Consider the following 22555-nt stretch of genomic DNA (forward strand, 5'->3'; position numbering starts at 1 on the left):
TCCGCCCGGCAGGCCGAGCTGCTGGAAGCCGCCTACCGGTACGCGCTCGCGCACGGTCTGTCCGACCTGTCCCTGCGCCCGCTCGCCGCGGCTGTCGGCTCCAGCCCCCGCGTCCTGATGTTCCTGTTCGGACACAAGGACGGCCTGGTCAGGGCGCTGCTCGCGCGGGCACGCGCAGACGGGCTGACGGCTCTGGAGCAGCTCGGGGACGCCGACCGGCCCATCGGCCCGGCTCCTGCGGCGGGGCGGATCTGCTCCTGGCTCGCCGCCGGGGAACACCGTCCGCTGCTGCGCTTGTGGGCCGAGGCGTACGCACGGTCCCTCGTCGAGCCCGAGGGCGCGTGGGCCGGCTTCGCCCGCGCCACCGTGAACGACTGGCTCGACGTCCTGGCCGGCTGCCGGCCCGCGTCCGAACGCCACAGCGAGGACGGCGTCACCCGGCGCACCGTGGCCCTGGCCGTGCTCCGCGGCGCGCTGCTCGATCTCCTCGCCACCGACGACGAAGCCCGCACCACCGCCGCCGTCCACCACCGGCTCGCGAACCTGTCCGCCCCGGCGACCGAGTAGGTCCCCGCGTGAAATCCCGCTGGTGGAGCCGGGGTCGCCCTGGCTAGCATCCGATGGTGACGATGCCGGCGGACCAGCCCTTCCACGACGCCGTACGCCGAGCCGACGTCGGCCGGCTGTCCGGACACCTCGACGCGCACGCCTGCCCGCCGGCCGTTCTCGGGCGTCTGGTCCGGCACGAGGACCCCCGTATGCGGTACCTGGGCCTGGTCCTTCTCGCCGAACGAGTCACGTCGGGCCCGGCCGTCGCGCGTCCCGAGACGGCTGCGCTCGCGGCGCTCCTGCCGGTGTCGGTGACCGGGCCGCCGGAGACCGCACTCGTCCTGGCCGGGCTCTACGAACAGCTCGGGCCGTTCCTGGAGGGACGCTCCTGGCCGTCGTGGCGTACGGCCGAGTTGCCGGTGCGCGTGCGGATCGCCTGGCTGCGCGCCGAGCTCCTCAACGACCCCGCGGTCATCCGGAGAGAACCTCCCGGCGAACTGCTCTACCAGGCCGTACGGGAGGCGAGTGCCGCCGGCGCGCACCGGCTCGCGCCCCTCGTGGACGAACTGGCCGACAGCGGTGACCCGGTGCTGCGGTCCGAGGCCCTCCGGCTGGCCCGGCAGGGCCTCCACGCGGGACTGCTGGCCCCCGCCCGGGTCCGCGAAGCCGTCGCCCGCCTGCTCACCGGCGGCGGCGCGGTCGCCGTGTCCGCCCTGGAGGAACTCGCCCAGCCCTGGGCGACGATGGACCCGGTCCCGCCGGGGCGCCTGTCCCCCTTCCTCGCCTCCGGTCCGGCGAGGGAGAGGCCCGGAGTCGCCGACGCAGCCCTCGTGGCCGCCGCCCGCCACGGGCACGGTGGCCTGCTGCGGCAGGTCGTCGGCGATCCGGAACTGCCGCCGGGCCTGCGCCGGAGAGGCATGGAACTGCTCGGTGACCTCGCGGACCGAGGTGACATCGGTGACCTGACGTCCATCGCAGCACAGGACCCGCTGCTGTTCGGCGGGCCCCTGGTGACCTGCCTGCGCGGGCTGCACCGGCGGGGGCACTTCCCGGACGACCTGCACGCCCCGTCCGTGGTCGGCCTGGCTCTCGCAGACCATTCGATTCCGCCCGGCGAGGTCGCGTCGGTCCTCTTCACCTGCCGACAGGTGGTGTTCCGGGCGCTGATGGACGCGGCCGCGGAGGATCCCGGCTGGCCGCGGCGGCTCGACCTGCTGGTCGCCCTGGCCGGGCAGGGGGCGAAGGAGCTCCCGATCGGGGAGGCGATCACACGGTTGCTGCCGCGCGCCACCACGCCGGGGCCGTTCCTGGCCGCGATCCGCGAGCTTCGCCATGCGGACGCCGAGGAGGCCGTGCTCGCCCTGCTCCCGACAGCGCCCGCCGCGGCCCTGGAGGCACTGGAAGCCGTCGGCGGGCAGCGAACGGTGCCGGCGCTGAGGGAAGGGCTCGGCCTGAGCGGACCCGGGAGCTCGGGGGCTGTAGCTCCTGGCAGCGCGGGCGGGATCGCTCCTGGCAGCGCGGGCGTGATCGCCCCCCATCTCCGATCCGTACGAAACCACGCCCTGGAGCTCCTGTGGCATCTCACCGGAGACCCGGCACAGCGGCGCGACCTCCTCGTCCGCCTCGATCCCGCCGACCTGCCGCCTCGCATCGCGAGCGACCTCGGCGGGCCGGACGAGCAGGAATTGGCGCTCCTCAGCTCCCACCCGGACCCGGGCAAGCCGGTCGCGGCCCTGTGCGGACTGGCGGTCCACGGCGGTGCCGGCACCCTTCCGGTCATCGAGGACCTGCTCGGGCGCATCGTGAGCGAACTGGCGGCGGCCTGGGAATCGGGTGCCACGGACCCGGGGCTCGACAGCGGGCACGCGGCCGGCGAACCCGCCGTACCTCAGGAGGTGGTGGACGCCATCCACGCCTTGGGCAGCCGTCTCCACGAGCGGGGGCGGATCAGGCCCTCCTGCCTGCTCGACGCGTCGGACGCACTCACGGCCGGCCATGCACTCGTCGCGACGACGGCGCTGAATCTGCTGGACCGGCCGGGACTGTCCGCCGTTGAGCAGACGATCCTGCTCGAACTGCTGCTCCGAGCCCCCAGCACGCGCACCCGCGCACGGGTGCACCGCATGCTGCGGCACCGCGACGGCCACGTACGCAAGCACGTGATCGCGTTGCTCGCCCGCGATGCCCGGGGGGACGACGCGCAGACGCTGTCGGCGACCTTGATCGCGCTCACCACCGCCCAGGACGTCCGGACCGTCCGGCAGGCACTCCTCGCCCTCGGGCACGCGAGGGCCCGCTGGGCCAGTGGCGCGATCGCGGCCTGTCTCGGCCACCCGAACATGAACATCAAGAAGACCGCCGCCGCGGTCCTGGCCGAGGTCGGCACACCAACGGCCGTGCCCGCACTGCTCTTCCGCCTCGGACACAGCGACAACCCCGGTCTGCGCGCCGCACTCGTCGACGCGCTGCGTGCCGTCCTCGAGGAGGCGTACGCCGCGACCCTGCTGGCCGCCGCCGAGCACAGCGACAGCAGCCGCGCCCGCGAACTGCTGCTGGAAGGACTCGACGGCGCGCTGCCGGTCCGTTCGGTGCTCGCGCTGGACGAACAGGCCTCACCGGTCGTACCGGCCCTGCTCACCCTGGTCGCGGGCGGCACGGTCCGTCTCGCCTCCGGGACGGTGGCGGACCTCTCGGCGTCACTGGCCGAGCACGGCATCACCGCGCCCGCCGTACGCCGGCGGGCAGCGGACGAGGACGGCGGGCCGGACCCCGACGTCACGTGGCTGGTGAGGGAGGGCTGGGATCCGGTGCTCGCGTTGCGCGTCGCCGGGCGGGAGGAGAGTCCGCACCCCGACCGGGTGCGCGGGCTGCGGCCCATGCTGGCGGACTGGCTCCGGCTCGCCGACGCCGAACCCGCCGCCCGGGACCGGGTGGTGCGGTTCACGCTGCGGCTGTGTCCCGCACCGTGGGCGGCGGAGGAGCTGACGGTACTCGCCCGGTTCGCCCAGCTCCTGACCGATGTGCTCGCCGAGTCCTCGGACGAGGTCCGGCACGACCTCATCGCCGTGCTCGAAGCGATCGCACCGAACCTCGGGGCGGTCAGGAAGGCGCTCGTCGCCGACGCCGTACGGGCACTGCCTCCGGCGCCTGCGGGACGCCGGTCCACGCTGACGCTGCTGCGCCGCCTCGACGCTGTGCTGGTCCGCGCCGATCTCGATTCCGCACTCGCCGCGGCCCGGCTCGGGGCCGACCCCTGGCTGGCCGAGGCCGCCGTACTGCGGGAGGCATTCACCGTCCCGGAGCCCACCAAGGGCTCCGTACCGGCCGAGGCCGGAGCGTGGCGGGCCGCACTGGAATCCGCGGTGCGCACACCGGGCGCCCTGGACGAGTTCGGCCGTACGGACGCCACCGGGGTCCGCTCCGGGGACCGTCTGAACGCGCTGATCGAGGTCTATCCCTCGGCCGGACCGGAGGTCCGCGCCGCGCTCGTCGACCGGATGGAAGACGTCCAGCCCCTCGACGCACCCCCGTGGACCATCACCGAGAACGCACACGTGCCCACGCCGGCAGCACGGAACGTCCACGCCGACGATCTCGACCAGCCCCGTTCGGCCGCACTTCGCGAACGTCTGCTGACCATGCTGCGGGGGTCCGCTCCCGATCGGAGAACGACCGCGGCACTGGCACTCCTGAAGTGGCCCGAGCCCGAGGCCCGGCTTTCCGTGCTGCGGGCGTTTCTCCGCGGCCGCGTCGACATACCCGTCGACGCCTGCCTGGCCCGCATGCTCAGCGCCCTCGACGGGACGGAGCTCCGCGCCGACGGCATCCTGCGCGACCGGGTGGCTCTCGCGGCCCTGCGACTCGACCCCGAGGAACTCGGTCCGCTGGTGCCGCTGCTGCTCGAATGGTGGGAGGACGACCGGACGACGGCCGCGGCAGAACAGGCGCTGCTCACGGTCCCGGCCGATGCCCTGGCGGAACACCTCGGCGACCGCCTGGGCCGTGGGGCCTGGGGGTACCTCGACCTGCTCGTCGGCCGTCCGCTGCTGCGCACGTCCGCGCTGGTCACGGTCTGCCGACGGCTGCGCGCGGAGGGACGTGACGACCTCGCGGACAGGATGCGCCTCGTCGGGGGCCCGCTGCGCGGACCCGACGCCGCCCGACAGGACGCGGCCGCACTGGAGGCGCTGCGCGTTCGCGCGCCGCACGCCGTGCCCGCCGAAGTCCGCCCATCCCGGCAGGAGTTGCTGGACCAGGCCCGTACCGACGATCCGGACCGCGTACGCCGGGCACTCACCCGGCTGGCCGAGCTGTACCCGGGCCCGGACACGGTCGGGGACCCCGAGCTGCGGGACCTCATCGGTGAGTTGCTGCACCACCCCAGGACGAAGGTCCGCCTGCACGCCCACCGGGCCTCGCGGGCGATGCTGGACCGGCAGACCTACCTGCGGCACACCGAGGTCCTGCTCGACGACCCCCGGCACGACGTCGTCCGGACGGCGGTCCGCGCCCTCTGCCACGCCTCCTGGACGCCCGCGGTCCCTGCGGTGACCGGCCTGCTCGCGCACGCACACCCGGTGGTCCGCAGGGCCGCGGCCGAGGGACTCGTCGGGATGGGCGCCTTGGCGGTCCCCGCTCTCCGGCGTGCCGCCGACCACGCCCGTCCCGACAGGCGGTCGCTCTACACGGACGTCCTCGACCGGATCACAGCCTCCCAGGAGTGACCGTCGCTACTTCGCAGGGGTTCAGGTTCGCCGATGGTCCAGGAACTCCGCTCCGAAGCCGGCCACGACGAGCAGGCATCCCAGCCAGAAGAGGGACATGCTCTCGCGCTCCACCCCGCCGAACAGGATGGCCGCCAGGCCGACGGACGGCAGAACGACCCCGGCGGCCGCCCACCAACGGCCCTTCAGGGCGAAGTTGACCGCGGAGGCCGAACTGAGCACGAAGAGCACCGTCATCACAACCAAGGCTATGCGCATGCCGGCAGTCTGCCGGGTCGCCGGCCGCCTGCGCCGATCGGGGCGGCGGCCGGGTGCCGCCGCCCCGCTGGTGCGGTGTCACGGGTGTGCTCTACGGAACTGTCAGCCTGCGCTGCAGGAGGCCGTCGGCCAGGTCCAGGATCCGTTGGCCTGGAGGGTGACCCCGAAGTTGTTGCCGCTGCCGTTGGATTTGGCTGTCAGTACCTGGGCGCTCGGGTAACTGGCGGTCGTGTTCCAGGTGGAGAGGACCTTCTGGGGGGACGGGACGTTCATCGTCACGGTCCAGTTGCTGGAGCCGGAGACCGCGACGTTGAGGTTGTACCGGTCGCTCCACTTGTCGCCTGCGGACAGGGTGGCGGTGCAGCCGCCACCGCCACCGCCACCACCACCACCGCCGCCGCCGCCGCCGCCGCCGCCGGAGGAGCTGCCCAGCGTGATGTTGGAGTTCCCGCTGCTCTGGTAGCCCTCGGTGGCCATGATCATGTAGTTGAAGGTGCCCAGGTTCATGCCCTTCTGGGCCCAGGCGTCGAAGTGGTTACCGGTCGTGATGGTTCCGCCGGTCCTCTTCGCCTGTCTGACGCTCCAGAACTGCTTGAACGTCTTGGTGCCTTCGATGGAGGGGGCGTTGGTCCGCGTCGTCTCGTAGATGTCGTACGTTCCGCCGTCGCTGGAGACCGTGCCCTTGAACGTTCCCGTGGGCCGGTAGGTGCCCCAGTTGTCGACGATGTAGTACTCGACGAGCGGGTTCGTCGACCAGCCGTAGAGCGTCAGGTACGCGTTGCCGGACGGGTTGAAGGTGCCCGAGTAGGTCACGCTCCGGCGTCCGCCGGTGCTCCAGCCCTTACCGGCCACGAAGTTCCCGGTGTTGCTCCATGACGTGCCGTAGGTGCCGCCCGATCCCAGGTTCATCGAGACCGTGCCGGCGCTGTCGGTCCAGAACGAGTAGTAGTAGCCGTTGTTGGTTCCGGTCTGGTTCGAGTTGATGACCGTGTCGGCACTGGCGGTGCCGGGCAGCGCAATTGCGGCCACGCAGGCCATCGCCACGGCGAAGGCACTGCGGATGAACAGCCTGAAGCGGCCGAATGACCTGGTGCGGCCGAATGACCTCGTGCGGCCGCTTGCACGGCTCGTCGCACGTGCGGGTGCGTCGTTCATGTGCGTACTTCCTCCTCGTCCTCGTAAGGCCGTTGGGGCCGGGCAGCGCGACACGCCTCGCGGAGATGCCGGTGAACGGGCGGTGGCGGCGCGTGCGCGTCGGTGTGGCGCGGTCCGGCCGAACTCGGGGCCGTTCGTGGTGTGTTCGGCGGCCCGGCCCCACTGACGGGTCGTGGTGGACCCGGATCGACAGCGATGGAGCTCTGCCGACGGCGCTCAGTGTTGATCTGACCTCGTCAACTGTCAATAGTTTCGGCATGAGTTACGAAACAGTCGATCGACAGAGGGCTATGTATGGCGCTCGTATTGCCTGCTCATAGGCACAATCATCTTCACCGATTTAACGATGGTCACGTAGGGCGCAATTGCTGGATCAGAATCAAAGATCTTCGTGACCGAAAGTTTCGAAAGCTTTCGGAATGCGTTGCGCGGAGAAGCGTGCACACGCCGGGCGGGTGACAGGAATGACAGGAACCACGGTCACCGCCGGTGATGCCGCGCCCGGAAAACCACTCGCTCGGGCCGCGCCGTGGAGGAGACCATGGGTCCATGGCCTTTTCCGGACCTCCGCCCTCCCCCGTGCGGGTACCTGCGCGAATCGCCGAACTGGCCGGGAACCAGCCCCTGCTGCCTGTGTGGCAGAACGAGTTGGGCGGACTGACCTTCCGTATCGGCAACGGGGACGGCCGGCTCTTCGCCAAGTGGGCCCCGGCGGGCTCCGGGCTGGACCTGACCGCCGAGGCGGACCGTCTGCGGTGGGCCCGCCGTTTCACGCCCGTGCCCCTCGTACGCGAGTACGGAGCGGACCGGGACGGAGCCTGGCTCGTCACCCACGGGCTTCCCGGCGAGAACGCCGTCGCTCCCCCATGGCAGGCGGATCCCGGCACGGCCGTGCGCGCGCTGGGTACGGGGCTGCGGGCCCTGCACGAGCGGCTGCCCGTGGCCGACTGCCCCTTCGGCTGGTCCGTCGAGGACCGCCTGACGCGCGCCCGCCGCGCAGGCATCCAGGTGCCCTCGGACCTGTCCGTGCCCCCGCCCACCGACCGCCTCGTCGTGTGCCACGGCGACCCGTGCGCACCGAACACGCTGCTCCACGAGGACGGCACCTGGTCCGGCCACGTGGACATGGGGGCCCTCGGTGTCGCCGACCGCTGGGCGGACCTGGCCGTTGCCACGATGAACACCGAGCGCAACTACGGCCCCGGCTGGGAGGACGCCCTCCTCGACGCCTACGGAATCGGCCCCGACCCGCACCGGACCGAGTTCTACCGCCGTCTCTGGTCCGCGACGTGAGCGCCCCCGGACGGCGGTGCCGCGGCTTCCGTGGCTGATTCGAGCCCGTCTGCATGCAGGGCACAGGGACCGATGCGGCGTGCCAGGGTGCCGGGTGAAGTCCGACTCCGCCACGGCTGCCCCCGCATCGCCGGGCACCCGGACGGCCCACATCCCCCGGGCACGGCGCCTGCCGCGCCCCCAGGATGAACCCAGTGCCAACCCTTGGAGGCCCGCGTGACCAGCGTCGACGTCATCCCCGACTTCGAGGACCGAACCGACTTCGAGGACGCCGATCGCGGGCTGGTCGCACCCCCCGCAGCCGGGACGATCACGGCTGCCGACGGCAGAGTGGTCTGGAGCTTCGACGACACGGCCTTCCTGGACGGCGACTGCCCCGGTACGGCGAATTCCAGCCTGTGGCGGCAGTCCCAGCTGTGCGCCCGCGCCGGCCTCTACGAGGTGACCGACGGGGTGTACCAGGTCCGCGGATTCGACCTGTCGAACATGACGCTCATCGAGGGCGACCGCGGCGTGATCGTCGTGGACCCGCTGGTGTCCGAGGAGACGGCAGCCGCCGCGCTCGCCCTCTACCGGGAGCACCGCGGTGAACGGCCCGTCACCGCCGTCCTGTTCACGCACTCCCACCTCGACCACTTCGGCGGCGTCCACGGCGTCACGCGCGCCGGTGAGGACGTCCCCGTGGTGGCTCCCGAGGGCTTCATGGAGAGCTCCGTCGCGGAGAACGTCTACGCCGGGACGGCCATGCTGCGACGCGGTGCCTACTACGCGGGCTCCAACCTCGACCGCGACCCCGAGGGCCTGATCGGCATGGGCCTCGGCTTCACCGCGTCCGCCGGCCTGCCGGGGCTCCTCGCGCCCACGATCGAGATCAAGCACACCGGCCAGGAGCTGACCCTCGACGGGGTCCTCCTCCGCTTCCAGATGACTCCGGGCACGGAGGCACCCTCGGAGATGAACTTCCTCCTCCCCGAGCGGCATGCCCTGTGCATGGCGGAGAACGCGACCCACAACCTCCACAACATTCTGACCTTGCGCGGTGCACTCGTGCGTGACGCCCGCATCTGGTCCCGCTACCTCAACGAGGCCCGAGAGCTGTTCGCGCACGACGCCGACGTGCTCTTCGCCTCCCACCACTGGCCCACCTGGGGCAAGGAGCGCATCCGGACCTTCCTCGCCGAGCAGCGCGATCTGTACGGATATCTGCACGACCAGACGCTGCGCCTCGCCAACCAGGGGTACACCGGCACCGAGATCGCCGAGGTACTCGAACTCCCGCCGGTGCTGGCGCGCGCCTGGCACGCCCGCGGTTACTACGGCTCCGTCAACCACAACGTCAAGGCCGTCTTCCAGCGCTACATGGGCTGGTACGACGGGCATCCCTCATCCCTCTGGGAGCACCCGCCCACCGAGAGCGCCCAGCGGTACGTGGACTGCATCGGCGGTCTCGAAGCGGTGCTCGACAAAGGACGCGCGTACATGGCGGAGGGCGACCTGCGCTTCGCCGCCCAGCTGCTCAAGCACGCCGTGTTCGCGGCTCCGGACAGCACCGACGCCAAGGACCTCCTGGCACAGGTCTACGAGCAGCTCGCGTACGGCGCCGAGTGTGCGACCTGGCGCAACTGCTACCTCACGGGGGCCGCCGAACTGCGCCACGGCATCACACCGACCGCCGTCACGGCCGGCACCATGGCCACCGCCCTGTCCGTGGAACAGCTCTTCGACTCCCTCGCCGTCCGGGTCAACGGCCCCGAGGCGTGGGACCACTCCTTCACGGTGCACTGGCAGCTCACCGACCTCGGTGAGGCGTACCGCATGACCCTGCACAACGGTGTCCTGATCCACTCCCGCACCTCGCAGCCCGGCGACGGCGCGGATCTCGCCCTCACCCTCACCAAGCCCCAGCTCATGCGGCTCCTCGGCGGCACGGGGCTCGACGGAATCGAGCACACCGGCGACCCCGGTGTGCTCGGGACCATTCTCTCCGTCCTGGACGATCCCGACCCCGACTTCGCCGTCGTCACGCCCTGAGGGGCCGGGTCCGGACCGCCGCCCGCCGTCGGCCCCCGAGAGGGCTCAGCGCAGCAGGCGGAGGGGGACGGCCCGGGCCATCGCCTCGGCTCCGGCGTCGTCGGGGTGCAGGTGGTCGCCGCTGTCGTAGCGCGCCAGGAGGCGTTCCGGGTCTGCCGGGTCGCGCAGCGCCCTGTCGAAGTCGATCACCGCGTCGTACGCACCGCTCGTACGGATCCAGTGGTTCACGGCCTGCCGGGCTGCCTCGTTCTGCGGGGTGTGGAAGCCGAGGGTGTCGTCCTTGAACGGCAGGATCGTGCCGCCGTACGCCTTGAGGCCGCGGTCGTGCGCGCGGGCGATGATCTGGCGGTGGGCGTCGACGATGTCGGCCGCGGTGACCCTCTCGGACTCCGGTGCCACCGTTCCGGGATGGCCGAGGTCGTTCACGCCGAGGAGCACGACGAGGTACTCGGCTCCGGGCTGGGAGGCGACGTCGCGGTCGAAGCGGCGCAGTGCGCTCCGGCCGAAGTACGCCGCGAAGTTCTCCGCCTCGGATCCGGCCGGGGGGTTGGGGTCGTGCAGGAGGCGGTTGCCGCTGATGCCCTGGTTGAGCACGCCCACGGCATGCGGACCGAATGCGGCATTCAGTCGCCGGGCCAGGAAGTCGGGCCAGCGGTGGTCGGCGTCCACGCCGGTCCCGGCGCCGTCCGTGATGGAGTCGCCGAACGCGACGACGGCCGCGGAGCGCGCGGAGCGGCCGGTGCTCACGCTCACTCCGGTCAGGAAGTACCAGCGGTCGGTGGTGGTGGTCGCTTCGATGTCGCCGCGCCCTGTGACGTTTCCGGTGGCGACGTAGGTGTGCTGCAGGGCGAACGCGTGGAGCGTCGAGCCCTGCGTGTGTTCGGGCAGGTGGATGCTCACCACCAGATCGGAGCCGGCGGGCACCCGCAGGGAGACCGGGTCGCTGAGCGCGGGGGCGCCGGCGGGGATCGTCACGGAGGCACGGCCGCCGAAGGTGAGCGGTCGGTCGGTGCGCGGGTCGGTGCGGGAGGCCGGTCCGTCGACGGCCCGGCGGGCGACGTGCGCCTCACCGATGACCAGGGGCCGACTGCCGAACTCGTTCGAGAATCGGATCCGCACCCGGTCGCCGCCGATGCTGGTGCGGACGGTCTGCCGGATGGTCTCGTCCTGGAACGCCGTGGTGTCCGATGCCGGGGTCTCCGTGGGCGTGGTGGCCCAGGTGCCGGTCCATGCGGCGTCGGCGGCCCGGTGGGACACGTGCCGGACGGAGGGTTCGGCGGACGTGGCCGGCGTCGTGGCCAGGAGCAGGGCTCCCGTGAGTACGGCCACCAGGTGGCGGCCCGCACGCCGGGCGCCGGGCCCTGCGGATTGTGGTCTCATACGGATCTCCTGAAGGGGTGTGAGGAGGCGCGGCGAGCGGCTCGGAGCCGCGTCAGGCTCTGCGGGCGGGCTGGTCGAAGCGCCAGTGGGCCGCCCGTAGCGCGGGAACGATCCGGTCGACGGCCTCGACGGTCTGGCCGCGGTCGCCGCCACCGTCGTGGAGCAGCACCACCGCCCCGGGGGTGACGCCCTCCTCGATGCGGCGGACCAGTTCGTCGGTGCCCGGCGGCTCCCAGTCCCCGATCGCCAGCCGCCACCCCAGGGGCTGCATTCCCAGGCCGGCCGCCACCTGCGGGGTCTGCCCCCAACTGCCGTACGGGGCACGGAAGTAGGGGATGCGTGCACCGGGTGCGGCGCGGCGGATCTCGGCGTTGGTCCGCTTCAGGTCCGCGCGGATGTCCGCGGCCTGCCAGACCGCCATGTCGTCGTGGCGCATCGTGTGGTTGCACAGCGTGTGGCCGCCCGCGACGATCGCCCGCACCAGTTCGGGGTGCTCCTTCACGTGGTCGCCCCACAGGCAGAACACCGCCTTGACGTGGCGCTTGCGCAGCACTTCCAGCAGCCGCGGGGTGTCGGTGGGGTTCGGTCCGTCGTCGAACGTCAGGGCGACGGCCCTGCCGCCGTGCCGGGTGGAGTCGACGATCCCGGTGCCCGCCTGCTGCCCGGCGTGCGCCGGTCCCGTTGCGGTGAGGGCGGCCAGGCACAGCCCCCCGGAGAGCAGCAGGGGCGTCACACGGCGGCGCAGGCGGATGCGGGCACGGGCACGGGTACGGGTACGGGTACGGAAAGTGGTCAAGGCTGGTCCCTCTCGGAGGCGTTACGCATCGCGGGACGCGAAAGTTTCGGGCAGTTCCGCGATCGGGCGAGCAGACGGTAGAGAAGCCGCCCGGTCGTCGTCAAGAAGGCCCAATTCCCCGAACGTGCGCGCCTTTTCGCTGGTCAAGGCCGGTAATCACGGTCGTTCGAGCACCCTCGGGGCCGAATACGGCGTGAAAGACGTACAGGTGTCGGACGAGTGCGGCCATTGACCCGACACATGTCGGATGACCTGGGGGAACGCCCCGTGACACCGTCTCACTCACGACGCCGCCGTCCGCGGCCTGGACCGGAGGAGGGGCATGCTCTCGCACCACCGTTTCGATCCGGAACTGCTCGCCGCGCTCACGATGATGCCCGAGGTCGACATCACGGACGTGGGCGCCGCCAGGGCCGCACAGGCCCGGCAGCTGACCGCGTCCCTCGTGTCGGCCGACACCGCGGGGGTGGACGTCCGGGAGATCACCGTCCCCGGCCCGGACCGTGCGCCGGACGTCGCGCTGCGGCTGTACCGGCCCCGGTCCGCCCAGGGGCCGCTGCCCGCCGTCTACAGCATCCACGGCGGAGGCTTCGTCCTGGGCTCGCCGGACGTCGACCACGACTGGAATCTGCTGCTCTGCCGGGAACTGTCGGCACTCGTGGTCTCCGTCGACTACCGGCTCGCCCCCGAGCACCCCTTCCCCGCAGCGCTGGAGGACTGCTACGCCGGACTGGCCGGGCTCGCGGCGAACGCCGTGGAGCTGGGCGTCCGGACCGGCCGGATCGCCCTGTGGGGCGACAGCGCCGGAGCGGGTCTCGCCGCCGCCCTCGCCCTGCTCGCCCGGGACCGCCGGGGGCCCGCCATCTGCTTCCAGCACCTGTGCAGCCCCGCGCTCGACGACCGGCTGGAGACGTCGAGCGCACGGCAGTTCACCGACACCCCCGTATGGAACCGGCGCAGCGCCCACCTGAGCTGGGAGGCCTACCTGGGGGAAGGGGTACGGGGCACGGCCGGCGTCTCCCCGTACGCGGCCCCGGCACGGGCCGGGGCCGCCGCACTGTCCGGGCTGCCGCCCGCCTATGTGTCGGTGATGGAGTTCGACCCGCTGCGGGACGAGGGCGCCGACTACGCCCGCGCGCTGCGGGCCGCCGGCGTGCCCGCGGAGCTGCGGCTGTTCCCCGGCACCTTCCACGGCGCATGGGCCGTGGAGCACGCCGCCGTCATACGGAACGCGACCGCCGAGGCGGTCGCGGCGCTCCGCACGGCGCTGGGGCGGTAGGCCGGTGCGCGCTCATCCGTCCGCGACGTCACTGTCCTCGCCGTCGCCGCCGTCAGCCGCCCGCGCCAGCCGCCACGCGTACAAGGCGAGTTGGGCGCCGAACCGGTCCTGCGGGTCGCGCAGCCGGAGACCGAGTTCCTTCTCGACGTGGGCCAGCCGAGCGGCCACCGAGCTGTGGTGCAGGTGGAGTTCCACGGCGGCCTGCCGCAGCGAACCCGTACGGCAGAAAGCGGCCAGCGCCGCCAGGAGGTCGCCGCCCTGTCCCGCCCCCTCGCCGCAGGCCAGCTTCGTCAGCCGCCGCACGTCCTCCTGGGCACGCAGCCGCTCCACCGGGATGTCCGCCAGGAGCGCCACCGGGCCGAGTTCACCATGGTCCGCCACCGACTCCTCGGGGGTGCCCGCCACGGTGAACCGCAGGGCGGAACGTGCCTGTTCCCACGAGAGCCGTGCGTCCAGCGGGGCGGCGGACCCGCCGACCCCCACCCGTACCGCGTGCGCGGGGAGGTGGGCCGTCCCCCGCTCACGGCCCCGTTCGTGCAGGGCCGACCGCAGTTCCGCAGTCGTCGACGCCGTACGGGAACGGGGCCCGGCCGCGTCCGGACCCTGCACCAGCACCGCCCCCAGCGCACCGGCCCTCGCCACCCGGACCGTGCCCCGCACAGCACCCCGCCCCAGCAGCGCCACCGCCTCCAGCCCGGCGTCCGTCCCCGGCCGGCCGGTCATCGCGACCACTCTGAGCGGCACATCGGGGGCGAGGCCCAGCAGCCGCAGCGCGCGGATCCGGTCCGTGGCGTCCTCGCGCCCGGACAGCACCAGTTCCACCAGGGCCGGATCGGCCGCGGTGGGCACCCGGGGCTGCCAGGGGCGGCCCGCGAGCACCCGGGCGGTGATGGCCATCCACTCCAGGACCAGCTCGTCGAACGGCCCCGGCGCACCGGGCCGTTCCAGCCAGACACCCCCGGCCGGCTCCAGCTCCACCCGGCCGGAGACCCGCGCGGGTGCGCCCGGCAGGGCGAGACCGTCCGGACCGAACCGTGCCGCCCGCCCGTCGGGCAGCTCGAGGCCCGCCGCACAGCCCGCCAGGCCCGCGGTCGACCGCGTCAGGGACACCGGATCCGGGCCGCCGCCGAGCAGTGCCTCGAAGTGGGCGATCACGCGCACGGCGGTGGCGGCGTCCGCGTCCAGCGCCGACAGCCGCAGCAACAGTCCCTTCACAGCAGTCCCTTCACAACAGGCAGTTTAGAAAGGACAGTTACATGACCGACAGATCCCTGCACGCGCCGGTGGCCGGAAGGCGACCGGTGAGAGCGCTGCTGACAGCCCTCCTCGCGGGCGTCCTCCCCCTCGTCTCGGCGCTCCTCCTCGCCGTCGCGCCCCCGGCGTCCGCCGCTTCGCTGACCGAGGTGACCGACTTCGGCAGCAACCCGAGCAGTCTGAAGATGCACCTGTACGTGCCGGACACCGTCCAGCAGCGGCCGGCCGTCCTGGTGGCGGTGCACTACTGCACAGGATCGGGCCCCGCGTTCTACTCGGGCACGGAGTTCGCCTCGCTCGCCGACCGGTACGGGTTCATCGTCGTGTACCCCTCGGCGACCAGGAGCGGCAACTGCTTCGACGTCTCCTCGCCGCAGGCCCTCAGACGTGACGGGGGCAGCGACCCCGTGGGCATCAGGTCCATGGTCACGTACGTCCAGCAACAGTACGGCGCCGACTCCGGGCGGATCTTCGTCACAGGAGCCTCCTCGGGTGCCATGATGACCAACGTCCTGCTGGGCAACTACCCCGACGTCTTCAAGGCCGGGGCCGCCTTCATGGGCGTACCGCACTCCTGCTTCGCCACCACCGACGGATCGGGCTGGAACAGCGCCTGCGCCAACGGCACGGTCGACAGGACGCCGCAGGCATGGGGCGACCTGGTCCGCGCGGCGTATCCCGGGTACAGCGGTGCCCGGCCCCGGATGCAGATCTGGCACGGCACCGAGGACAGCACACTGCGCTACCCGAACTTCGACGAGCAGATCGACCAGTGGACCCATGTCCACGGCGTGAGCCGCACCCCCGCGGCCACCGACACCCCGCAGTCCGGCTGGACCCGCACCCGTTACGGCGCCACCGGCAACCAGGCCCCCGTGGAGGCCATCAGCATCCAGGGTGTCGGCCACTCCCTGCCGACCGGCGGCATGGCGGCGCGGGCCCTGACGTTCTTCGGCCTGGACGGCACCACGACCACCCCGCCCGACCCGGGTCCGGACCCGGAGCCGGGTGCCTGCCGGGTGGGGTACACGACCAGCGCCTGGAACACCGGCCTGACCGCGACCCTCACCCTCACCAACACCTCCGCCGCGGCGATCGGCAGCTGGTCGCTCGCCTTCACCCTGCCCGCGGGCCAGACCATCACCTCCGGCTGGGGAGCGACGTACAGCCCCGGCAGCGGTGCCGTGACAGCCAGGAACGTCGCGTACAACGGCACCATCGCCCCCGGAGCCTCGGTCCAGTTCGGCCTCCAGGCGAGCCACACGGGTAACACCGGGCAGCCCGCTTCCTTCACGCTGAACGGATCCGTCTGCTCCAGAGCCTGACAGCGCCCCGGTCCCGGCAGGACGTCCCCGCTGCCGGGACCGGGCATCCCCGCGCGCCGGCGGGCCCCGGCCCCGTTGCGCTACTCTCGAAGAGTCCTGTCGTCTCCGATAGAGGTGGACGTTGCGCATCTGAGGTTCGCGATCATCGCGCGGTACGGCACTTGCCGTAGCCCTGTCACGCTGCCGTCGGCTTTCCTGCCGCCCCGTGACCCCGCGTGGATGCGACCTCGGTGCATGAGCCGTCCCCCGCGCTCCGGAGGACCGCACCCCTTTTCCCATGGCCCGGTCGCCGCGTGGTGCTCGCATACGAAGCCCCTGTTCCTGTGCTTGCGACTGCGAGGATCACCATGTCCCACCCCCTCACGACCACGGCTTCCCTGACCTGCTCCGCCCTGTCCTTCCGCTGGCCGGACGGCACGGAGGTCTTCGACGGGCTCTCCCTCGGCATCGGCCGGGGACGCACCGGCCTCGTCGGCGGCAACGGCTCCGGCAAGTCCACCCTGCTGCGTCTGCTGGCCGGCCGGCTGCGCCCCGCCCAGGGTTCGGTGACGGTGGGGGGCAGCCTCGCCTACCTTCCGCAGAACCTCACCCTCGACACCGGACTGCGCGTGGATGCGGCCCTCGGCATCGCCGAGCGGCGCACGGCGCTGCGCGCCATCGAGTCCGGCGACGTCGCCGACGAGCACTTCGAGGCGGTCGGCGACGACTGGGACGTCGAGGAAAGGGCCCTGGCGACCCTGGGCTCGCTCGGACTCGGCGGCATCGACCTCGACCGCACGGTCGGGGAGCTGTCCGGCGGCGAGACCGTACTGCTGCGCCTGGCGGCCCTGCTGCTGGAGCGCCCCGACGTGCTGCTGCTCGACGAACCGACCAACAACCTCGACCTGTTCGCGCGCCGCAGGCTCTACGAAGCCGTCGAGTCCTGGCGCTCCGGCGTGCTCGTCGTGGTCAGCCACGACCGCGACCTGCTGGAGCGCGTCGACCGCATCGCCGAGCTGCGGTCCGGATCCGTGACCTGGTACGGAGGCGGCTGGTCCGACTACGAGGAGGCGGTGGCCACCCAGCAGGAAGCGGCGGGACGCATGCTGCGGTCCGCCGAGTCGGACGTGCGCCGTCAGAAGCGCGAGCTGGAGGAGACCCGGATCAAGGTGGCCCGCCGACAGCGCCACAACAAGAAGATGGACGCCGAGCGGCGGGCCCCGCGCATCGTCGCCGGGGCACACAAGCGGTCCGCGCAGGAATCGGCGGGCAAGCTGCGCGGCCTCCACGAGGACCGCCTGCAGGAGGCGCGCGAACGGCTCGACGACGCCGCGGACGCGATCCGCGACGACGCCGAGATCCGGGTGAGCCTTCCCCACACCGCCGTCCCCGCGGGACGCACCGTCCTGAGCGTGCACGGGCTGCATCCGCGGTTCGGCACGCTGCGCGACGGCGAGCTCCAGGTGAAGGGTCCCGAACGCATCGCCCTGGTCGGACGCAACGGCGCGGGCAAGACGACGCTGCTGCGGACCCTCACCGGGGAGCTCGCGCCGCTGTCGGGCGAGGCCAGGACCTTCGTACCGCTGCGCTTCCTGCCCCAGCGCCTCGATGTGCTGGACGAGGAGCTGAGCGTCGCGGCGAACGTGGCCCGGCTGGCTCCTGGGATCACCGACAACCACATCCGCGCCCAGCTCGCACGGTTCCTCTTCAAGGGGGCGCGTGCCGAACAGCCGGCGGGCACCCTCTCGGGCGGCGAACGCTTCCGTGCCGCCCTCGCGGCGACGATGCTCGCCTCGCCCGCCCCTCAGCTGCTGATGCTCGACGAGCCGACCAACAACCTGGACATGGCGAGCGTGCGGCAGCTGGCCGGCGCGCTCGACGCGTACGAGGGAGCGCTCGTGATCGCCGGCCACGATCTGCCCTTCCTGGAATCGGTCGGCATCACCCGCTGGCTGCTCGTCGGGGAAGAGCTCCAGGAGATGACGGCGGAGGAGGTGCGCGACCTGCTCGCAGCTCCGGGGACCGGCTGAGCGGGACCCCGCAGGGGAGCGCCCGACCGGGTGGCGGTGGTGTACTGGGAGGAGCGGACCGTGGACCGCGGTCCGCTCCGGCACCTGCCGACAACCGATCCGGATCTCCCCATGCACAGTCTCCGAAGAGTCCCCCGGGCGCTCGCGGGCGCGATCATCGTGGCGCTGGCCGCAGGCTGCTCGGCAGCGACGGCCGGGCAGGCCACGGCACCGGCCCCCGTCGTGGCCGCAGCACCGGCCGCACCGGCACAGGCACCAGCCGCGCCGGCACCGGCCGCGACCCCGGCACAGCCACCGGCCGACCGGACCGATCCGCGGACCGAGACCGCGACGCTCTCGATCCCGTCGATCGGCCTCACCGACCTGCGCGTGGTTCCGTACGAGGGGACGACGGACGACTGGCCGGGGACCCGCATCCAGAACCGCGGTGTCGCGGCCAGCCCGTACGGCAAGGACGGCGGCGTGGGCCCGGGTGAGGTCGGCAACTATCTCGTGACGGCCCACCGGCTCTCCGCGGGCGGACCGCTGCGTGAGCTCCCGTCCGTGGGCGAGGGCGACTCCGTCTTCGTCACGGAGGACGGCACGGTGTACGAGTACCGGATCACCGAGTCCAGGACGACCTCCTTCCGGTCCGAGCGCTCCCTCGCCGAGCAGCGCGCCGAGGTCCCCGGCTCTCCGGGGGAGAACCCGACCAAGGCGATGATCACGCTCTCCACCTGCGCCACGCCCGAGGACAACGCGGCGGGCAACTTCTGGCGGGACGACAGGGACAATCCGGAACACCGCATCGACAGGATCGGCGTACTGGTGGCTTCGCGGCCGTCGTGACGCCTCACAGGAGCGAGGCCCTCATGCCGAAGACCAGGAGTCTGCTGGACGCGCTCCCGTCCGAGGGCCGGGCCCGCCTGCTCGCCGAGGCGTCGCACGAGGTTCCGCTGGTGCGGGACGCGCGCGTCTTCGAGGAGGGCCGGCGTGCCGACCGCTTCTGGATCATCCGGTCCGGCCGGGTCGAGGTCGACCTCCGGGTACCCGGGCGGCGTGCGGCGGTCGTCGAGACGCTGGGCAGGGACGAGCTCCTCGGCTGGTCGTGGCTCTTTCCTCCCCATGTGTGGCACCTGGGCGCGCATGTCGTGCACGCGGGACGGGCGGTGGAGTTCGACGCGGCGGCCGTCCGTGCCCTGTGCGAGGACGATGCGGAGCTGGGCCGTGCGGTGTACAAGTACGTCGCCGAGGCGGTCGCTGAGCGGCTGTACGGAACGCGCACACGACTGATTCAGCTGTACGGGCCTCAGAACGGGGCAGCAACCTCGGAAGATTGAAGTAAAAACCATGGAAAAGTTTCGACTTGTCCGGTGTAGGACTACCGTAAAAGCATGGCCAGAATCGAGCGTAAGCACGAACGACAGGCGGAGCACGCATGTCCGGCCTGCAAGGACCACGTCGAGACCGAGCTGAAGCGGCACAAGACCCTCGGAATCTTCGTCCCCGTATGGGGTCCGGGTCCGTGCCGGAATCCCGAGTGCACGGCGTACGTGGCCGAGGCGGAGGAGACCGGGGCACCGAGGTCCGGTAGGGCCGCCCGCAACCACGGGGACACTGCCGTCGCCGACCGATGACCGGCACCACAAGCCGGGCCTGCCTGGCTCAGATGGTCAGCCGGAGACGCTGACCCGGGTAGATGAGGTCCGGTCCCGCGTCCAGCATGTCGCTGTTGATCACGTACAGCGCTTCCGTGCCACCGGGTACGTCCGCACGCTCGGCGATCACGGACAGACAGTCTCCCGGCTGGACGACGTAGGTCCGCTTCCCGGCGAGTTCGTGGGAGTCGACGGCTTCCGCGGCCTCGGAGGCTTCGACGGCTCCACCGGTTTCACGGGCTTCGGACGCCTTGGGGGAATGACCCTGCGAGTTGCTCGAACTTCCGCTCGACTGCCGGCGGTTCGGGGTGACCGGTGCCGCCTCGTGCCGCTGGGCGGTGCTGCCGGACTGCGGAGTCGACGTCCGGTTGGCGCCGAGGCGTCCGCAGGTGGGCCAGGCGGACAGTCCCTGCGAACGGGCGACGCGTTCACCGACGGCGATCTGTTCGGACCGGGTGGCGAGGTCGGCGCGCGGTGCGTACTGCCCGCCGCCGTGCGCCCGCCAGGTCGAGGGGGCGAACTGCAGGCCTCCGTGGTAGCCGTTGCCGGTGTTGATGTTCCAGCGGCCGTTGCTCTCGCACTCGGCGATGCGGTCCCAGTCGGTGCCCGTGACGAAGGCCGGAGCGGCGGCAGTCTGCACGGTGGCTGCCCGGGCGGTGACCGCCTGAGCCGGGGCCACCTGGGCCGGGGCGACCCGGGCCGGGGTGTCCGCGGCGCTGCGACCTGCCAGACCCAGCACGCTCAGCAGGATCAGCAGAAGGGCGAGCGCCGATTCGACGGGCCGCTTGGCGAGGGGTGATGCCGGCATGACGGTATTCCTCCGCTGTGCTCCGAAAGCTTTCAAGGGCACGTACAGATAAGCCGCCGATATGCTTTTTGATGGGCTTTGACGCGTTCAACGCCCGCACATTCACTCGGGTGGAGGCTTTCGCATGGCACTGTTCGGCAACGCTCACACGGTCGACCCGGCCGCAGCACAGCGGGACTACGCACGGCTGCTCGGCCAGGGCGAGCAGGTACACGCCGCGTACCTGCTGATCCGCGACACGATCCTGTTCACCGACCGCAGGCTGGTCCTCGTCGACAAGCAGGGGATCACGGGCAAGAAGGTCGAGTACCACTCCGTCCCGTACCGCAGCATCACGCACTTCGCGGTGGAGACGGCCGGCACGTTCGACCTCGACGCCGAGCTCAAGATCTGGGTCTCCGGCACCTCCGTGCCGATCCAGAAGACCTTCACCAAGGGCGTCGACATCTACGAGGTGCAGGCGATCCTGACGCAGTTCGTGGCGCGCTAGGGTCTTTCGTTCGGATCGGGCCGGAACGGGGTGCGGGGGCCGGGCGTTATGCGTACGGCGCCCGCAGCCTGGCCATCTCCTCGCGGATCGCGGGCAGTTGCGCGTACAGCTCCTCGCCGGGGCAGCTGGTCTGGTAGGTGTCCCGGTGGCCGGACACGGCGTGGAGCCGGACCACCTCACCCCGCTCGTACAGGCTCTCGTCGTTCGTCGAGACCATCCGTACGGTACCCGTGGGGTCGATGCCCCGGCGCAGCTTCCACGCGCCCACCTTCGCGATCCCCTCGATGAGCGCCAGCGGTACCGGCACGCCGGGCCCGAAGTTCCCCAGGGCCGCGACCCCCACGCTGTGGGCGTTGAACCCCGTGGCGTGTGCGCCGCGCACGGACCGTCCGACGCCGCCGGCCCTGCCCTCGTATATGGTCCCGCAGCGGTCGACGACGAAGTTGTAGCCGATGTCGTCCCAGCCCTCGCCGGAGACGTGGTCCTCCTCCATCGCCCGGAGCATCCTGGGGGCATCGGCGCAGTCGTAGTGGTTGGTGTGGTTCGTGTGGTGGACGAAGACCGCGTTGACCGCGCCCGTGTACGTCGCGTGCTCCTTGACCAGGCTCTCGTCCGCGTGCCAGGCCGCCCGGCTGACGATCGTCGGCCGCGGGGCGGCGGCCGGCGGCGCCGCGGGCTCGGCAGTGGCCGGCTCGGGCGCGACAAGCCGCACGGGCGCATCCCGGAACACCAGGACGGTCAGCGGCACCACCATGGCGCCCAGGGCTGTTCGACGAAGCCACATAGGGCCACCCTGCCCCCTGACCAGCCACTTCGCAGTCGTGCGGCATCCAGTCGGGTGAAGCCGGAACGCCTGGTCAGGACGCGGCGGCCGTCCTGCTCTCCTCGAGGAGGCGCTGCGCCCGGTGCGGGGAGATGTCCAGCCGGGCCAGCACACCGGGAACGGCGTTGTTGGGGAGGATGAGCTCGAAGAGGGCGGAGATCTCGGCGACCAGGTCGGGCGGCTCCGCCATCGACTCGGTCACCAGCTGGACCCCGGTCCAGGCACCGACGAACAGCCGCGACGTCATGACCGGATCGACGTGCGGGAGCAGCTCGCCCCGCTCCTTGGCCTCGGCGAGCATCTCGCTGCCCAGGGCGATCCAGTCCGGCCAGCGGGTGCCGAACAGCCCGCGCGCCCGAGGGTCCACGGACAGCCGGATCGAAGCACTGAGCAGGGGTTCTCTGGGCAGCCGATAGGCGAGCAGAAGGGCTGTGTCCACCCATTCCTGAAGCTTGAACGTCTGGGGGGTGACACCCTCCGCGGTCACCGCCTCCTGGAGAACGCCGCGGGCCAGCTCTTCCTTCGAGGTGAAGTGGAAGTACAGCGCACCCCTCGTGAGCCCTGCCCGTTCGAGGATCGCGGCGATCGTCGCGGCGTCGTAACCGTGCTCGTCGAAGACCTCGGCAGCGGCCTCGAGGAAGACTCTGCGCGTCCGGATCGCCCGTTGCTGTCTTGCCAACTCGCGCTCCCCTTGACTTGACGTTGCGCTCGTCAAAAAATACCGGTGAACCGGTATCATATCAG

19 protein-coding genes are annotated in these 22555 nt (G+C 71.9%); 11 read left to right on the forward strand and 8 right to left on the reverse strand.

Annotated elements, in window-relative coordinates:
• The first annotated feature begins 117 nt into the window (after positions 1 to 117).
• Both ABZS61_RS06515 and ABZS61_RS06520 read left to right on the forward strand, forming a co-directional pair.
• Positions 118 to 567 (forward strand): TetR family transcriptional regulator, encoded by a 450-nt coding sequence (locus tag ABZS61_RS06515; RefSeq protein ID WP_356416935.1) that lies wholly within the window; start codon positions 118 to 120, stop codon positions 565 to 567.
• Positions 568 to 629: 62 nt separating this feature from the next.
• Entirely contained in the window at positions 630 to 5273 is a 4644-nt protein-coding gene (locus ABZS61_RS06520; RefSeq protein WP_356417160.1) for a HEAT repeat domain-containing protein, read from the forward strand.
• 21 nt (positions 5274 to 5294) lie between these two features.
• On the opposite strand, the gene ABZS61_RS06525 is transcribed toward ABZS61_RS06520, so the two are convergent.
• Positions 5295 to 5531 (reverse strand): hypothetical protein, encoded by a 237-nt coding sequence (locus ABZS61_RS06525; RefSeq protein ID WP_356416937.1) that lies wholly within the window; start codon positions 5529 to 5531, stop codon positions 5295 to 5297.
• Between the two features lie 102 nt (positions 5532 to 5633).
• Positions 5634 to 6569 carry a glycoside hydrolase family 11 protein gene (locus ABZS61_RS06530; RefSeq protein ID WP_356417161.1) on the reverse strand — a complete coding sequence of 312 codons (936 nt, stop codon included), beginning with the start codon at positions 6567 to 6569 and terminating at the stop codon, positions 5634 to 5636.
• Positions 6570 to 7235: 666 nt separating this feature from the next.
• On the opposite strand from ABZS61_RS06530, the gene ABZS61_RS06535 reads away from it, so the two are divergent.
• Positions 7236 to 7979: an aminoglycoside 3'-phosphotransferase gene (locus ABZS61_RS06535; RefSeq protein ID WP_356416939.1), complete on the forward strand. Its 744-nt coding sequence runs from the start codon at positions 7236 to 7238 to the stop codon at positions 7977 to 7979.
• 216 nt (positions 7980 to 8195) lie between these two features.
• Positions 8196 to 10010 carry an alkyl sulfatase dimerization domain-containing protein gene (locus ABZS61_RS06540; protein WP_356416942.1) on the forward strand — a complete coding sequence of 605 codons (1815 nt, stop codon included), beginning with the start codon at positions 8196 to 8198 and terminating at the stop codon, positions 10008 to 10010.
• Positions 10011 to 10055: 45 nt separating this feature from the next.
• Here ABZS61_RS06540 and ABZS61_RS06545 read toward each other — a convergent pair whose 3' ends face one another.
• Both ABZS61_RS06545 and ABZS61_RS06550 read right to left on the reverse strand, forming a co-directional pair.
• On the reverse strand, positions 10056 to 11390 hold the full coding sequence (locus ABZS61_RS06545; protein ID WP_356416944.1) for an SGNH/GDSL hydrolase family protein: 1335 nt from the start codon (positions 11388 to 11390) through the stop codon (positions 10056 to 10058).
• A gap of 52 nt (positions 11391 to 11442) precedes the next feature.
• The gene (locus tag ABZS61_RS06550) at positions 11443 to 12186 is read right to left on the reverse strand and encodes a polysaccharide deacetylase family protein (RefSeq protein WP_356416946.1); all 744 of its coding nucleotides are present in this window, start codon (positions 12184 to 12186) and stop codon (positions 11443 to 11445) included.
• A 322-nt stretch (positions 12187 to 12508) separates the two neighbouring features.
• Here ABZS61_RS06550 and ABZS61_RS06555 point away from each other — a divergent pair, with 322 nt between their 5' ends.
• Entirely contained in the window at positions 12509 to 13465 is a 957-nt protein-coding gene (locus ABZS61_RS06555) for an alpha/beta hydrolase (RefSeq protein WP_356416948.1), read from the forward strand.
• A 12-nt stretch (positions 13466 to 13477) separates the two neighbouring features.
• Here ABZS61_RS06555 and ABZS61_RS06560 read toward each other — a convergent pair whose 3' ends face one another.
• Positions 13478 to 14680 (reverse strand): helix-turn-helix domain-containing protein, encoded by a 1203-nt coding sequence (locus tag ABZS61_RS06560; RefSeq protein ID WP_356416950.1) that lies wholly within the window; start codon positions 14678 to 14680, stop codon positions 13478 to 13480.
• 41 nt (positions 14681 to 14721) lie between these two features.
• Between ABZS61_RS06560 and ABZS61_RS06565 the strand changes: the two genes are divergently transcribed.
• The 5 genes from ABZS61_RS06565 to ABZS61_RS06585 all read left to right on the forward strand — a co-directional run bounded on the left by ABZS61_RS06565 (position 14722) and on the right by ABZS61_RS06585 (position 19669).
• Positions 14722 to 16044 (forward strand): PHB depolymerase family esterase, encoded by a 1323-nt coding sequence (locus ABZS61_RS06565; protein WP_356416952.1) that lies wholly within the window; start codon positions 14722 to 14724, stop codon positions 16042 to 16044.
• A 347-nt stretch (positions 16045 to 16391) separates the two neighbouring features.
• Entirely contained in the window at positions 16392 to 18053 is a 1662-nt protein-coding gene (locus ABZS61_RS06570) for an ATP-binding cassette domain-containing protein (protein ID WP_356416954.1), read from the forward strand.
• 111 nt (positions 18054 to 18164) lie between these two features.
• Positions 18165 to 18881 carry a class E sortase gene (locus tag ABZS61_RS06575; protein ID WP_356416956.1) on the forward strand — a complete coding sequence of 239 codons (717 nt, stop codon included), beginning with the start codon at positions 18165 to 18167 and terminating at the stop codon, positions 18879 to 18881.
• A 23-nt stretch (positions 18882 to 18904) separates the two neighbouring features.
• On the forward strand, positions 18905 to 19372 hold the full coding sequence (locus ABZS61_RS06580) for a cyclic nucleotide-binding domain-containing protein (RefSeq protein ID WP_356416958.1): 468 nt from the start codon (positions 18905 to 18907) through the stop codon (positions 19370 to 19372).
• A gap of 54 nt (positions 19373 to 19426) precedes the next feature.
• Positions 19427 to 19669: a hypothetical protein gene (locus tag ABZS61_RS06585; protein ID WP_356416960.1), complete on the forward strand. Its 243-nt coding sequence runs from the start codon at positions 19427 to 19429 to the stop codon at positions 19667 to 19669.
• Positions 19670 to 19697: 28 nt separating this feature from the next.
• On the opposite strand, the gene ABZS61_RS06590 is transcribed toward ABZS61_RS06585, so the two are convergent.
• Entirely contained in the window at positions 19698 to 20498 is an 801-nt protein-coding gene (locus ABZS61_RS06590) for a transglycosylase family protein (RefSeq protein ID WP_356416962.1), read from the reverse strand.
• 124 nt (positions 20499 to 20622) lie between these two features.
• Here ABZS61_RS06590 and ABZS61_RS06595 point away from each other — a divergent pair, with 124 nt between their 5' ends.
• Positions 20623 to 20988 carry a PH domain-containing protein gene (locus ABZS61_RS06595; protein WP_356416964.1) on the forward strand — a complete coding sequence of 122 codons (366 nt, stop codon included), beginning with the start codon at positions 20623 to 20625 and terminating at the stop codon, positions 20986 to 20988.
• Between the two features lie 46 nt (positions 20989 to 21034).
• On the opposite strand, the gene ABZS61_RS06600 is transcribed toward ABZS61_RS06595, so the two are convergent.
• Positions 21035 to 21772, reverse strand: coding sequence for an N-acetylmuramoyl-L-alanine amidase (locus ABZS61_RS06600; protein ID WP_356416966.1), 738 nt, complete (start codon positions 21770 to 21772; stop codon positions 21035 to 21037).
• A 73-nt stretch (positions 21773 to 21845) separates the two neighbouring features.
• Positions 21846 to 22490, reverse strand: a complete 645-nt coding sequence (locus ABZS61_RS06605; RefSeq protein WP_356416968.1) for a ScbR family autoregulator-binding transcription factor — start codon at positions 22488 to 22490, stop codon at positions 21846 to 21848.
• Positions 22491 to 22555 lie beyond the last annotated feature (65 nt).

Origin of the sequence: Streptomyces sp. NPDC005566, from assembly GCF_040605575.1 — a bacterium.
Taxonomy (GTDB): domain Bacteria; phylum Actinomycetota; class Actinomycetes; order Streptomycetales; family Streptomycetaceae; genus Streptomyces.